At 67.5% G+C, this 12,877-nt stretch carries 12 protein-coding genes and 2 pseudogenes; 10 read left to right on the top strand and 4 right to left on the bottom strand.

All coding sequences use genetic code 11. The annotated features are described in order from the left end of the window. Positions 1–417: 417 nt before the first annotated feature. The 7 genes and pseudogenes from OG254_RS45080 to OG254_RS45050 all read left to right on the top strand — a co-directional run. Positions 418–714: pseudogene (locus tag OG254_RS45080) on the top strand (urease subunit gamma); the annotation flags it as partial. Continuing rightward, positions 691–1,194 (top strand): urease subunit beta, encoded by a 504-nt coding sequence (locus OG254_RS45075; protein WP_405595588.1) that lies wholly within the window; start codon positions 691–693, stop codon positions 1,192–1,194. The pseudogene OG254_RS45080 and the gene OG254_RS45075, both read left to right, overlap by 24 nt. Continuing rightward, a complete protein-coding gene (gene ureC / locus OG254_RS45070) occupies positions 1,191–3,188 on the top strand; it encodes an urease subunit alpha (RefSeq protein ID WP_405593547.1) in 1,998 nt (665 codons plus the stop codon). Before OG254_RS45075 ends, ureC begins: the two co-directional genes overlap by 4 nt. 115 nt (positions 3,189–3,303) lie before the next feature. Beyond that, positions 3,304–3,978, top strand: a complete 675-nt coding sequence (locus tag OG254_RS45065) for an urease accessory protein UreF (protein WP_405593546.1) — start codon at positions 3,304–3,306, stop codon at positions 3,976–3,978. Positions 3,979–4,017: 39 nt separating this feature from the next. After that, positions 4,018–4,707 carry an urease accessory protein UreG gene (gene ureG / locus OG254_RS45060; RefSeq protein ID WP_405593545.1) on the top strand — a complete coding sequence of 230 codons (690 nt, stop codon included), beginning with the start codon at positions 4,018–4,020 and terminating at the stop codon, positions 4,705–4,707. Next, the gene (locus OG254_RS45055) at positions 4,704–5,579 is read left to right on the top strand and encodes an urease accessory protein UreD (protein ID WP_405593544.1); all 876 of its coding nucleotides are present in this window, start codon (positions 4,704–4,706) and stop codon (positions 5,577–5,579) included. The genes ureG and OG254_RS45055 overlap by 4 nt, the downstream gene beginning before the upstream one ends. 3 nt (positions 5,580–5,582) lie before the next feature. Continuing rightward, positions 5,583–5,739 (top strand): annotated as a pseudogene (locus OG254_RS45050) (nitroreductase family deazaflavin-dependent oxidoreductase); the annotation flags it as partial. Here the strand turns inward: OG254_RS45050 and OG254_RS45045 are convergent. The 3 genes from OG254_RS45045 to OG254_RS45035 all read right to left on the bottom strand — a co-directional run bounded on the left by OG254_RS45045 (position 5,698) and on the right by OG254_RS45035 (position 8,851). Next, positions 5,698–6,090, bottom strand: a complete 393-nt coding sequence (locus OG254_RS45045; protein WP_405593543.1) for a hypothetical protein — start codon at positions 6,088–6,090, stop codon at positions 5,698–5,700. The pseudogene OG254_RS45050 and the gene OG254_RS45045 overlap by 42 nt on opposite strands. A gap of 218 nt (positions 6,091–6,308) precedes the next feature. Next, a complete protein-coding gene (locus tag OG254_RS45040; protein ID WP_405593542.1) occupies positions 6,309–8,291 on the bottom strand; it encodes a CASTOR/POLLUX-related putative ion channel in 1,983 nt (660 codons plus the stop codon). Positions 8,292–8,581: 290 nt separating this feature from the next. Further along, positions 8,582–8,851 carry a hypothetical protein gene (locus OG254_RS45035; protein WP_405595582.1) on the bottom strand — a complete coding sequence of 90 codons (270 nt, stop codon included), beginning with the start codon at positions 8,849–8,851 and terminating at the stop codon, positions 8,582–8,584. Between the two features lie 371 nt (positions 8,852–9,222). On the opposite strand from OG254_RS45035, the gene OG254_RS45030 reads away from it, so the two are divergent. The 3 genes from OG254_RS45030 (at position 9,223) to OG254_RS45020 (ending at position 12,437) form a co-directional block, all read left to right on the top strand. Next, entirely contained in the window at positions 9,223–10,842 is a 1,620-nt protein-coding gene (locus OG254_RS45030) for an ISL3 family transposase (RefSeq protein WP_405593541.1), read from the top strand. Between the two features lie 372 nt (positions 10,843–11,214). Then, positions 11,215–11,343, top strand: a complete 129-nt coding sequence (locus OG254_RS45025) for a hypothetical protein (RefSeq protein WP_405593540.1) — start codon at positions 11,215–11,217, stop codon at positions 11,341–11,343. Positions 11,344–11,435: 92 nt separating this feature from the next. Then, a complete protein-coding gene (locus OG254_RS45020; protein ID WP_405591457.1) occupies positions 11,436–12,437 on the top strand; it encodes a hypothetical protein in 1,002 nt (333 codons plus the stop codon). Between the two features lie 180 nt (positions 12,438–12,617). Here the strand turns inward: OG254_RS45020 and OG254_RS45015 are convergent, their stop codons facing one another. After that, positions 12,618–12,863 (bottom strand): transposase, encoded by a 246-nt coding sequence (locus tag OG254_RS45015; RefSeq protein WP_405593539.1) that lies wholly within the window; start codon positions 12,861–12,863, stop codon positions 12,618–12,620. Between the last annotated feature and the right edge of the window lie 14 nt (positions 12,864–12,877).

Here is a 12,877-nt window from a genome sequence, read left to right as displayed (position 1 = left end):
ATGGTGTCGAGAACCGCGAGGCCCTCCCCGGGACCGGCGGCAGGCCCAGTGTGGGGGAAACCGGAAGGACGCCGTCAGGGCGTGAAACCGGCGCACGAGCGAAGTGGTGAGCGCCCCGGAGGGCGGGCGGAAAGGAAACGCTCCGGCCCAGGACACGCTCAAAATGCCAGTCCCAGGTAGCCGCCCAACGCACAGAATTCGTCCGCGATTTCGAGACCGGACTTCTCCTGTCCGGCGGGGTGAAAACGGAGTACTCCGCGGATTCACCAGATGGTGTAGATCAACCGCCGTTCGGTCGTCTCGCCGTTCTTCCCCGCTGATGCTCGTAGAGCGGCCGTCGCCTTCCGGGGGGAACGGTGTCTGCGCCGTTGGCATGCCCGGCCGCACGCACCATCCGACCAACAGAGACGAGTCATCGTGCATTTGACTCCGCATGAGCAGGAGCGCTTGCTGATCCACGTCGCGGCCGACGTGGCACGAAGGCGCCATGACCGGGGGCTGCTTCTCAACTATCCCGAGACGATGGCTCTGCTGACCGTTCACGTCTTCGAGGGGGCGCGCGACGGTAAGACGGTCAGCGACATCATGGACTCGGGCCGACGGGTGCTCACCCGTGACGACGTGATGGACGGCGTCCCAGAGATGATCAAGAACGTCCAGGTGGAGGCGACCTTCCCGGACGGCACCAAGCTGGTCACGATCCACGACCCCATCCCGGAGGCCACGGAGGAACCCGAGGTCTACCCGGGCAAGGTCGAACACCCTCAGCCGGCGGGCAGGCCGCAGTGCCCGGTCGACTGCGACGACGCCGGCTCATCCGCCTGTTGCGATGCGGGCGAGGACGCCGCGTCCTGGCACGAGGCGATCGCGTTCAACAAGCACCTGCAGGGCGACAAAAAGACGATCAAGGTCAGGAACGCCTCCGACCGCCCCATCCAGGTCGGCTCCCACTACCACTTCGCCGAGGTCAACCCCGGCCTCAAAGTGATCGAGAACCCCGTCGGCACGTCCGTGAGCGATGACCAGCTCATGGACTGCGCCGAGGCGAAGGGGCGACGGCTCAACATCGCCGCGGGCACATCCGTACGGTTCGAACCAGGAGATGTGTGCTGCGTTGAGCTGGTTCAGATCGAGGGCGACGCCAAGACCGACACCAGCAAGATCCAGGGACTGCGCGAGGGGATCGTCCGATGAGCAGCCAGCCGGGGCAGACGGGCTCGCAGCGGCCGAGCAACATGCTGAAGCGGGCGGACTACACCGCTCTGTACGGGCCCACCACCAAGGACCGCGTCCGCCTCGCCGACACCGATCTCACCATCGAGATCGAAGCCGACTGGAGCGGCGGACCGCAGCACAGCGGCAACGAAATGATCTTCGGTGGCGGGAAGGTGATCCGGGAGTCGATGGGCATGTCCCACATCCCGAGGGACGGGGGCGGCGACGAGCTTCGCCTCCCTGTGGACACCGTCATCACGGGGGCGCTGATCCTCGACTGGTGGGGTGTGGTCAAGGCCGACGTCGGCATCAGGGACGGCAAAGTTCATGCCATCGGCAAGGCGTACAACCCCGAGACGATGGACAAGATCTCGAGCTTCGAGATGCCGGATCGTGGGCCCACGAAGGAAGCCCCGCCGGTGACGCCAACAAACTTCGTGATCGGGCCGAGCACCGAGGTCATCTCCGGCAACGGCCGGATCCTCACCGCGGGCGGTGTGGACACCCACGTTCACTTCATCTGCCCCGAAGAGATCCACGAGGCCCTGGCCTCGGGCGTGACCACTCTCATCGGCGGCGGCACCGGCCCCGCCGAGGGCAGCACGGCGACCACCGTGACCCCGGGCGCGTGGCACATCACCCGGGTCTTCGAGGCGCTGGATGAGTTCCCGGTCAACATCGGCCTGCTCGGCAAGGGCAGCACGATGAACAAGCACGAGCTCAACGCGCAGGTGGACGCCGGTGTCTGTGGCTTCAAGATTCACGAGGACTGGGGCGCCACGCCCGCGGTGATCGACCGGGCTCTGGACATCTGTGAAGAGCGTGGTGTCCAGCTTGCCCTGCACGCCGACTCACTGAACGAGTCGGGGTTCCTGGAGAGCACACGGGCAGCCTTCACAGGCGACGGCAGGGACGCAGGGGGGAAGTTCACGAAGAAGAAGGCACGCTCCCTCCACATCTTCCATGTCGAGGGTGCCGGCGGCGGTCACGCGCCGGACATGATCGAGCTGGTCAAGGAACCGAACGTCCTCCCGGCCTCGACCAACCCGACGCGTCCCCTGACGGTCAACACCGTCAAGGAGCACGTCGACATGATGATCGTGTGCCACCACCTCAACCCGGAGATTCCGGCAGACATGGCCTTCGCCGACTCCCGGATCCGGCCGTCCACCATGGCCGCGGAGGACCTCCTTCACGACATGGGCGCCATCTCCATGATGTCCTCCGACGCCCAGGCAATGGGCCGCATCGGCGAGATGATCATGCGCACCTGGCAGACCGCGCACGTCATGAAGTGCCGCTACGGGGCACTGAAGGAGGACCTCGAAGCCGCGAACGTCCGCACGATCACCAACGACACAAACCACTCCTTCAACGACCAGCAGCTGCAGCCGAACGACAACTTCCGCGCGCGCCGATACGTCGCCAAGTACACGGTCAACCCGGCGATCACACACGGCATCGATGGCCACGTCGGCTCCGTGCAGACCGGGAAGCTCGCCGACCTGGTGCTGTGGGAGCCGAAGTTCTTCGGCGTCAAACCGCACATGCTCCTCAAGGGCGGCCAGCTCGCCTACGCCCAGGTCGGCGACGCCAACGCGTCGATCACAACGCCGCAGCCCTACCTGCCGCGCCCGGTCTGGGGCTCCACCGGCCGCTCCCCGGGACGCAACTCGGTCAACTTCGTGGCTCCAGGCGTGGCCGGCAAACTGAACGGAGACGGCACCAGCAGCAATCCGGGTCTCGGTCTCGACAAGGACTTCGTGGACATCACAAGCACCCGACACGTCACAAAGGCCGACATGAAGCTGAACGACACGGTGCCTGAAAGCCTCGAAGTCGACCACAACAGCTTCGAGGTCACCATCGGCGGTGCGACAACGGCCGACGCCCGCACCGAACTCAATGGTGCGACCGTTCCACGCTCTTATGTCAACGAAGTACCCCTGGCACAGCGGTACTTCCTCTTCTGAACCGCCACTGCCCGACCGCTGGAGCAACAGCACGCGGCCGGGCCCCCGGGCGGTTATCCCATGCCCGCCCGCGCTCGGCGCAACTTCCGACCCTGCGAAAGGCAGCCGCTCACCCATGAGCCGCGCAGCCCTGCTCCTGCTGGCCGACGGCCGCTTCCCCGCCGGCGGGCACGCCCACTCCGGCGGCGTCGAGGCCGCCGTCGCCCACAAAGCCGTACACGACACCCACAGCCTGGAGGCGTTCTGCCGCGGGCGCCTGCACACCAACGGTCTGACGACGGCCGGGCTGGCCGCAGCAGCCGCCGGCGGATACGACCCGCTGTTGCTCGACGACGCTGCCGACGCGCGCACCCCCGCCCCCGCACTACGTGCCGTCGCCCGCAGGCTCGGCCGGCAGATGATGCGCGCGGCCCGCGCCACCTTTCCGTCCACCGAACTCGAACACCTGGCCGCCGCGCGCCCCCAGGGCGCCCACCAGCCCATCGTCCTGGGCCTCGCCGCCCGCGCCGCCGGGCTCACCCCGCTGGACGCCGCCTATGCCGCCGCGTACGAGAACATCAGCGGCCCGGCCACCGCGGCGGTGCGCCTGCTGAGCCTTGACCCGCTCGACGCCTCCGGGCTGCTGGCCCGTCTCGGCCCCGAGACCGACGACGTCGCACAAACCGCGGCCGACGCCGCGACCCGCGCCATGACCGAGGGCCTCGATGCCCTGCCGTCGGCCTCCTCACCCCTGCTGGACATCACCGGGGAGCAGCACGCCGCCTGGTCAGTCCGGCTCTTCTCCTCCTGACCCGTCCTCTGAACATCCCGATTCTCCAACGGAGTTGCCATGCACCTCGACCACTCTCTGCCTCACCAGCACGCGTCCAGCGCTGCGGCGACCCGGCCCGACGGCAGCCGCCGCGCCCTGCGCCTCGGCCTGGGCGGCCCCGTCGGCTCCGGCAAGACCGCGACCGTCGCCGCGCTCTGCCGCACGCTGCGCGACCGCTGGTGCATCGCCGCTGTCACCAACGACATCTACACCCGCGAGGACGCCGAGTACCTGCTGCGCGAAGCCGTCCTGCCGCCCGAGCGCATCACCGCCGTCGAGACCGGCGCCTGCCCGCACACCGCGATCCGCGACGACATCTCCGCGAACCTGGAAGCCGTCGAACACCTGGAAGCAACCCTCCACCCCCTCGACCTCGTGCTCGTCGAGTCCGGTGGTGACAACCTGACCGCCACCTTCTCCAAGGGCCTCGTCGACGTGCAGATCTTCGTCATCGACGTCGCCAGCGGCGACGACATCCCCCGCAAGGGCGGCCCCGGCATCACCACCGCCGACCTCCTCATCGTCAACAAGACCGACCTCGCCCCGCACGTCGGCGCCGACCTGGACACCATGGCCATCGACGCCAAACGACAGCGCGGCGACCTCCCCGTCATCTTCACCAACCTCACCTCCGACGACGGCATCCGCAAAGTCGCCGACTGGGTCACCGGCCACCTCACCCAGTGGCGCGCCGAGGCAACCGTATGAGCCCCTCCTCCCCACTCGCCGCCACCCGAACCACGTCCGACCCCGACATTCCCCCAGCCGCTGACCAGGAGCCCGCCGGACACTCGGACGGCGTGCGAGCCACCGCCCGCATCCGCGCCGCGCACAACGGACGCGTCACCACCCTCCCGCAACTGCGCAGCGACGGCCCCTTCCACCTGCGGCGCATGCGCACCCACGGCAACGCCGCCAGGGTGGGGATCATCGGCGCGATGAGCGCCCCGCTCGGTGGCGACCGGCTCACCCTGGACATCACCGCCGAGGACCGGGCCGAGCTGGAAGTCACCACAGCCGCCGCCGCACTCGCCCTACGCGGCCCCACCACCGACGCGGCCACCTACGACGTGCGGCTCACCGTCGCGGAGCACGCCAGCCTGCGCTGGCTGCCACAGCCCCTGATCAGCGCCGCCGGCAGTAACCTGCGCCAGAGCTACACCGTCGAACTCGCCGCCACCGCACGGCTCGTACTGCGAGAAGAGCAACTCCTGGGCCGGGCCGACGAGGAACCCGGCCACCTCGTCACCCGGATCCTGGTCCACCGTGGCGGGCGCACGCTGCTCGACCAGCACACGGCGTACGGGGCCCCAGAACCAGGCTGGGACGGCCCGGCCGTCCTGAACGGGCACCGGGCCGTCGGCCAACTTCTGCTCGTGGGTCCAGGGATGGACGCCCGGCACGACCCTGTCCTGCTCCAGGAGGGTTCCAAAGACGGGTGCGCCGTCCTCACTCCGCTGGCCGGTGGGCCGGCACTGCTCGCCACAGCCGTGGCCCCGACCTCCTCTGTGCTGCGCGAACTCCTCGACGAAGCACACGCACAAGCCCTCGGAAAGCAGCGTGGATGTTCCGCGGCATGACCGCTGTTCGGGAAACGGCTGCTCCTGCTGCACCACATCGGCCGCGTGAGCGGCCTCGACCGCAGGTGGTGCTCGAAGTGGTGTCCTACGACCGGCCGAAGCGAGCTGGACCGTCGCCTCAGGGTTCGGGCCGAAGGCCGACTGGTATCAGAACCTGCGCGAGTAGCCGCTTCAGCTTCGACCGGCAGCCGTCCACCTTGCTCATGTCCGTCGACAGGCCCAGCGCGGCACAGATGTGCTGCGCCCGCATCGGATGCACCGCGTCCGCGAGCGCCTCGAGGATGTTCCGGTACGAACGTGACAGCCACCCCCCCACGGCCAGCTCGGGCGTCCGAGGCGGCAACAGCCGCAACCCCAACCGGCGACTCCTGCCCGAAGGACCCGATTCCCCCGCTCCCGGCCCCGACGCCTCCACCGGTCCGCCGGCCTCCGGCTCCGGCCCGGGCCTGGGCTCCGCGACCGTCCAGTCGCCGGACAGGATGTCCGTCATCGTCTCCCGGGTGATCGCCAACCGGGGACAGCACCATCGCCTGCGTCTTGAACGGTGCACCTTGGTCAGAGCGCATGATTAGACGTAGGCCGCCCCAGCGTCCGGCGAACGCCCAGGTGAACGGCCTGGTTCGAGGCCCATTTCGACTCATCGGTAGCCTGCGCCACAATGGTGCGCGCTTTGATCCTGCCCATGCTGACGGTCCTATGGGGGCTTCCCCCCTGAGATGCCCTGTGCGTTCAAGAAGGATCCAGTACGGACGGCCCGCGGCCGGAGCTGAACGGCGGTACTGCCTCCGCGCCGCCCGTGCCGTGTCCGGCTCGGGCCGCGGGCACGTTGACGGCCGGGCGGCCGTTCTCCGCGAGTACCACGATGGCATCGTCCTCGCTCAGGGACAGCGGCGCGGTCTTGGCGGGATTGAGGAAGATGCCGTAGGTCGGAGGTTCATCGCTGTGCCGCGCGATCCGGTAGCCGATGGCTGTCTCTCCCTGTTGCCGGGCCGCCTCGATGACTGTTGCGAAGTTCGCCGGCGTTTCCGGGAGGAGGTAATTGGTGGCCGGCTTGAGGTAGATCTCCGATCCCACCGGATCAAAGAGATCGGTGAACACGGCGTGGAGGTGGCGGTCCTCGACGAGTTGGGTCAGCAGGAGGCTGATTATCTTGGTGCTGACAATGAAGTCGTCCGCCTTGGTGACCTGGGCGATCTCGCGGTTGGCGTCGTTGTTCATCTCGGTGACGATCGAGTACGGGCTGCCGTACCGGATGGCGATGTCGCGGAGGTGAAGCAGCGTCACCAAGGTGTGAGCATCGGCAGATTCGGGGTCGATGTCGTCATCGGTCAGGACGATGATGTTGCGGTAGCCGTCCAGTGCCAGGGACTCCAGCGATGGCCGGAGGGTGGGTTCGCAGGGTTTGTAGCCCACTGTGAGGTTCTCCAAGTGCTCCTGGAGGTCGTTCTCGGGGCATTGAGTGGCCGCGATGTCGATCAGCGATCCGGGCTCGACCAGGGAGTCCAGCAACGTGATGATCTTTGCCGAGCGGGAGTTCCAGCCGATCATGAGCGTGTGGTCGGGTGTCGGAGGCTGGCCAGGGGCGGAGGTGATCGCCGAGCCGACAATCGTGGGCCGGGCGGCTGCCGGCCGGATGAGCAGGTGGTCCTCGGCCAGGACGAGCACCTCGTCATCGCGGGCGATGACCGTGTTCATCGGCGGGTTGACCAGGGACTCACCGTCCTTCTTTCGCAGGCCGACCGGGATGCCGAGGTCGAATCTGTTGAGCGCCTCCCCGTATGTGGCGCCTGCCAGCCCGGTTACGGGGTAGGGATACAACTCGTTGCCGACGAAGCTGAGCATTTCGTTGAAGACGGTGGACAGGCCCATCTGCCGGTGCGACTGCACGATGAGGCGCACGGCGATGTCGTCGACGTCGATCACCAGGGCGTCCTCGCCGGCCGCGAGGCGGGCCGCCGCCAGATTGGGTGACCTGCGCACGGCCGCAAGGATGTTCGGGCGCGGGCCCGTCCACGACCGGTTGTTCAGGAGCAGCAGAGTCTTGATGACATCGGTGTCCCCTCCGTCCGCGACGGGCGGCAGCACCATGATGGACTTGGCTGCGTCCAGGCTCACCAGTTCCAGATCCGCCCGCTGAAGTGGGCTGCCGCAGCGGCAGATCACCCGCGTGTGTCCGGTGTCCGGGATCCTTCTGCGGATCTCGTCCTCCATCTCGGCCTTGTCGCGCTCGGTGAGGATCACGACACATGAACGCCGCTCACTCTGGTTGGCTTCGACCAACTCCGCGATCACCGTGAAGACTTGTTCCGACCAGCCGATCACGACGGTGTGCCCGCACTCGATCAGCCGGGACTTGCCCGGTCGCAGTTCGTGGATACGAGCCTCCAGGCCGGCGGTCAGCACACTGATGAGGGCGCTCACGATGAAGATCCCGCCGACGGTCGCGGCCAGCATGAGGCCGAGGAACAGCGGACCTCCCGTATCCCCGCCCATCGTGGCGGGATCGAGCGCACGCAGCAGGCTCATCCAGGCAACGCCCAGCCAGCCGCCGTTCTTCTCGGTGTCCTCGTCGGTGAACGCAACCACCAGAGACGTCACCAGGACGATCCACACGACGGAGGCCAGGCCCAGCCAGCCGATCAAGGCTTGCGTCCCCCGGTCCATCGTCCCGTCGAACCAGTAACGCAACCGCTCCCGCAGTCTCACGCACACTGCCGAAGACCTTCCCTCCGCCGCCGGTGGCCCTCCGCTGAGCACCGTCATTCCTACCGACGACACGATCATCTAATCGCGGGGACACAGGGGGTGCAGGGGACAGAGGGGGCGCAGAGATGCACACAGCAGAGGATGAGCCGAACGGCTCCCCGCTGCCACCACCCCTTGTCTTGGCGCTTATCCGGTGCGGCCTGGTTTGGTGCCGAACACTGCAGGTCATCCCGGCTCAAGCGCCCAGAACCAACGCCTAACTCAACGGCATGACTCCGCTGGTGATGTTGGGTAGGTCATGGCGTGGCTGAGCACAGAGCGCGGAGGTACGGCGCCCGGCACCGTGTTTGGGGTACGGTGTCGATCCAGTCGGCGACGCGGGCGACGTAGCAGGCCATCGCGGTGAGGACCTGCTGGACGTGGGTGCGGGCCAGGGCGAGGCTGCGGGAAAGTCGCAGCCCGTGGCTCCGGAAGTTCTGCGAGATGGCGGCCTCGATGCCAGCGCGGATCGCGCAACTGCGCTGCCATTCCTTGGTCTGCTGGACGAGCCGGTTTCGCGTCTGGATCTCACGGCGCGGCCGGGGGCCGCATCGTTACTGAGCGGAGCCGGGTCGCGGAGGACGTGCAGCGTGTGCGTCGATCCTCAGCTCGGTCCCGGACACACTCGTGGCCCCGCGTGGGCAGGCCACCTGCTCGTTGCCCCAGTCGATGGTGGAGGCTGCCTTGTCGAAGCTCGAACTGGCGCTGGCTGTTGTTGTCGGCGACGACCGGGCCGATCAGAGTTATGCCGTGCACCCGATGTGCCCGCTCGCTGCGTGCCGGGGAGATGTAGCCGAAAACCGCGACATGCTCTGTCGGCGACGCGCGAATCGTGGTTCTGGATCACTTTCAGTGCCGAAGCAACGGAGGGTCACCACAAGCGCGATCATGAACGGCCGTGGATGCGCTTCTCCAGGACCTGTGGTTCCACCAGGTCGAAGGTGTTCTGATCGAAGACGTCGAACCTGACGGTGAGTTGGTGGTCGTGCGGGCACGCGCGTCAGCGGAGCGCGCCGGCTGTCCTGCATGTGGAACGGTGTCGGCCCGGGTGCACAGCCGGTACGTACGCCGCCTCGCCGACAGTGCGGTCGGCGGGCGCCCTGTGGTGATCGAGTTACAGGTCCGTCGGTTCCGTTGCTGCCAGGGCGCCTGTCCGCAGGCGACGTTCGCCGAGCAGGTCGACGGGCTGACGTTCCGGCACGGTAGGCGAAGTGCCGGTCTACAAGCGGTGCTTGAGCGGCTGGCGGTGATGCTGGCCGGCCGTGCTGGCGCCCGTCTGGCGCATACGCTCGCGGTCCAGGCCAGCCGGTCGACGCTCCTGCGGCTGATACGCCGTCTGCCGGATCCCGCAACGCATGTCCCCAGGCTGCTCGGGGTGGATGAGTTCGCGCTGCGCAAGGGCCACAACTACGGCACCGTCCTGGTCGACATCGACACGCGTCGTCCGGTCGATCTGCTTCCCGACCGGACCACGGCGACGGTCGCCCGGTGGCTGGCCGACCATCCCGGTGTCGAAGTGATCTGCCGGGACCGTTCCGTCGCCTATGCAGAGGCCGGACGGCTCGGCGCCCCGGACGCGATCCATGTCGCAGACCGCTGGCACATCTGGAAAAACCTCGCCGAGGCGGTCGAGAAGACTGTCGTCCAGCATCGGGCCTTGCTCCGCAAACCGGAGGACATCGCCCCGGTCCGCACGGCCCTCCCGCCGGCGACCGCCGGACTTGCGGCGGAGTCTCCATCCGAGCCGCGACAGTCCGGCCGCCTGTCGGATCGGGTGCGCGAGCACCACTCGGCCGTTCACGCCTTGCTGGACGAGGGACTCGGGCTGCGGGCGATCGCCCGTCAGCTCGAGCTGGCCCGCAACACCGTCCGCCGGCTCGCACACGCGACCAATGCGGACGAACTCCTCGTCGGGCGGTGGACCGGGCGCCCCAGTGTCCTCGATCCCTACAAGCCCTATCTGCATCAGCGGTGGGCGGAGGGCTGCACCGTCGCTCGCCGTCTGTTCGAGGAACTCCGCGAGCGCGGCTACCCCGGCGGCGAGAGCGTGGTGAAGAAGTACGTGCAGCGGCTCCGGAAAGCCTTCCCGCACGACGATCCGCCCCGCAAAGCGCCGTCCGTGCGGGACGTCACCGGCTGGATCACCCGCCGCCCAGACCGGCTCAATGACGATCAGGCCCAGCAGCTCAAGGAGATCCTTGCCCGCTGCCCCGAACTCAACCAGGCCGCCGAACACGTCCGCGCCTTCGCCGAGTTGATGAACAACCGCCAAGGCCAGCACCTCGACCAGTGGATCGAGCATGTCCAGGCCGACGGCCTGCCTGCCCTGCACGGCTTCGTCAACGGCCTGGGCCAGGACTTCGACGCCGTCGTCGCCGGGCTCAGCCTTAGCTACAGCTCCGGCGCCGTCGAGGGCCACAACAACAAGATCAAGATGCTGAAGCGGCAGATGTTCGGCCGGGCCAACTTCGATCTGCTCCGCAAACGGGTCCTTCTCGCGGCGCGAGGCCGTTCATGATCGCGCTTGTGGTGACCCTCCGTTGCTTCGGCACTGAAAGTGATCCAGAACCACTTTTCAGCCGTCGCCGACAGCAGCCTCATGCTTCCCGACGACCCGACGCTTCTACCCCGCCACACCACCACGCGCCGCAGAGGGTGCGGCAGCGCATTTCCACGCGCCCCGCGCGCACCCCGGCATGCCCGCCTGTCCATGCTGACACCCCTTCGGCAGACCACTCCGTCGGCTGCCCGTACACCCTGCGAGCCTGAACTCCTGTTGACCCACTCCCCTTGCGTCTCTCAACATTGCCCTCTCCTCAGCTCCGTCCCGATTGTCAGAACCTCCCCGTAGCGTTGTAAGTCCTACTCGTGACGGCTGCGGGGAGCACTGATGGACGACGACCTTCAAGTCGACAGCGACGAAGACCTCTTCCGCAACCCCGTCTACTACGAACCGCTGGCCGCAACCTTGACTTGGACCGCCCCGACCTCGGTGTCCCGCAAGGCGAGGACCTCCTGAACGTGCTCCTGCGCATGCGGGGACGTGTCCCCGTCGAAAAGCGCGGACTCATCTGCCCCGACTGCCGGGACATTCGCGGCCGACGTGTCCCCATGTACCTCGTCCAGCGTGACGGCGTATGGCTCGCCTCCCACTACCGGAAGCCCGGAGACAAGCCCATCAGCCACGAGTCCGACGAGCACCTCGCGCGCAAGGAACGCGTTGCGAAAGATTCCGAAGATCATGGTTTCCACGCCGATATCGAGTCGCAGACCGCCGACGGACACGCACGCCTCGACGTACGCATCGATGGCGCCAACGGCATCGTCCTGGGCTACGAGCCTCAGCTGAGCATCCAGACGGCCCGCGGGATGCGTGCGCGGGAGGGGTTCCGGCGCCGCGCCGGGATTCAATCGGTCTGGGATTTCGCCGACCCTGACCACGCCGGCATCGGCACCGTCCCCTACGTCCGCACACCCAACCTGCCGGCCTCCGTCATCCGCGTGCAGAAGAACCCCATCGCGGTCCAGGACGGCAACTTCGTCCTGGAGGAAGGCCAGTGCAGCCAAAACGGCGCGCTGACCCGGTGTCCTGAGAAGCCCTACGACCCGGAGAACCCCACCGATACCGGTTACTGCGGGGGCTGGCATCGCGTCCTCGTGCCCGCCCATCAGTCGAGCGCCTTCACTGGGGAAGGCGGTCTGACCCTCACCCGGTTCATCGTGGAAGCAGCGGCCGGTGAGCGGATCCCGTTCCAGCGGAGCGGGCACCACGGTTGGCTCCCTGCACAGCAGTGGCAGCAGTACATCGAGGCGAACGGACCTGCCCTGGACGACAAGGAGCGCCAGCCATCCATACGACAGGGAGACCGTCGCAACAGGTGCACCGAGGACCGGCCATCTTCGGAAGCGCGGGCTGAACCGAAGCAGAGACGTGGCAGCCGCTCGATCGTCCTCGAGTCCCGCCCCCGGGAATCCGAGGCCGTCAGGGTTCCGGTCGACGCGATGGGTCAAGTGATCCCGCTCTGCCGCTTCGGCTGTGGCCAACCCGCAAGCCTTCCAGGACCAGAAGGACTGCCCGAGCACTTCTCGTGCCGTAGGAAGAATGAGGCGTGATCGACTGCAAACGGCTGACTGAGCAACGTACGTCAGCGCGTGCCAGGTGATGGCGGATGTCGAACCGTGCCAGATCCTGCCGCTCGTCGATCGTTGGCGCTAAGGCTCACGTCATCTCGGCCCCACAACGAAGACCACCGTCGATACAACCCACGGGGGTCCATGTCAGTCACACAGCCCCTATGACGGGGGTTGTGCCTGTGTGCGCCCGACCAGGTGGAAAACCTCCCGGGCCTCGTAGCGTTTGACGCATCGGACGATTTCGCGACGGGTCTTGACCTCCTTGATGCGGCGTTCGTAGTAGTCCTGGGTGCGCGGGTCGACGCGCAGGCGAGTCTGCACGATCCGGTGCAGGGCCGCGTTGGCCTGCCGGTCGCCGCCACGATTGAGACGCCGGTATTGCCGACTGCCCGAGGAACGCTCCACAGGGCTGACCCCGC

The sequence above is a fragment of the Streptomyces sp. NBC_01092 genome, assembly GCF_045039535.1.
Classification (GTDB): domain Bacteria; phylum Actinomycetota; class Actinomycetes; order Streptomycetales; family Streptomycetaceae; genus Streptomyces.
The sequence above is the reverse complement of the archived record's forward strand: the minus strand, read 5'-3'. Positions and strand labels throughout refer to the sequence as shown.

Excerpts from the sequence above, each read along its gene's own strand:
- ureG (WP_405593545.1), top strand. The coding sequence starts at position 4,018 with ATGCACCTCGACCACTCTCTGCCTCACCAGCACGCGTCCAGCGCTGCG.
- OG254_RS45065 (WP_405593546.1), top strand. The coding sequence starts at position 3,304 with ATGAGCCGCGCAGCCCTGCTCCTGCTGGCCGACGGCCGCTTCCCCGCC.
- ureC (WP_405593547.1), top strand. The coding sequence starts at position 1,191 with ATGAGCAGCCAGCCGGGGCAGACGGGCTCGCAGCGGCCGAGCAACATG.
- OG254_RS45055 (WP_405593544.1), top strand. The coding sequence starts at position 4,704 with ATGAGCCCCTCCTCCCCACTCGCCGCCACCCGAACCACGTCCGACCCC.
- OG254_RS45025 (WP_405593540.1), top strand. The coding sequence starts at position 11,215 with ATGGACGACGACCTTCAAGTCGACAGCGACGAAGACCTCTTCCGCAAC.
- OG254_RS45020 (WP_405591457.1), top strand. The coding sequence starts at position 11,436 with ATGTACCTCGTCCAGCGTGACGGCGTATGGCTCGCCTCCCACTACCGG.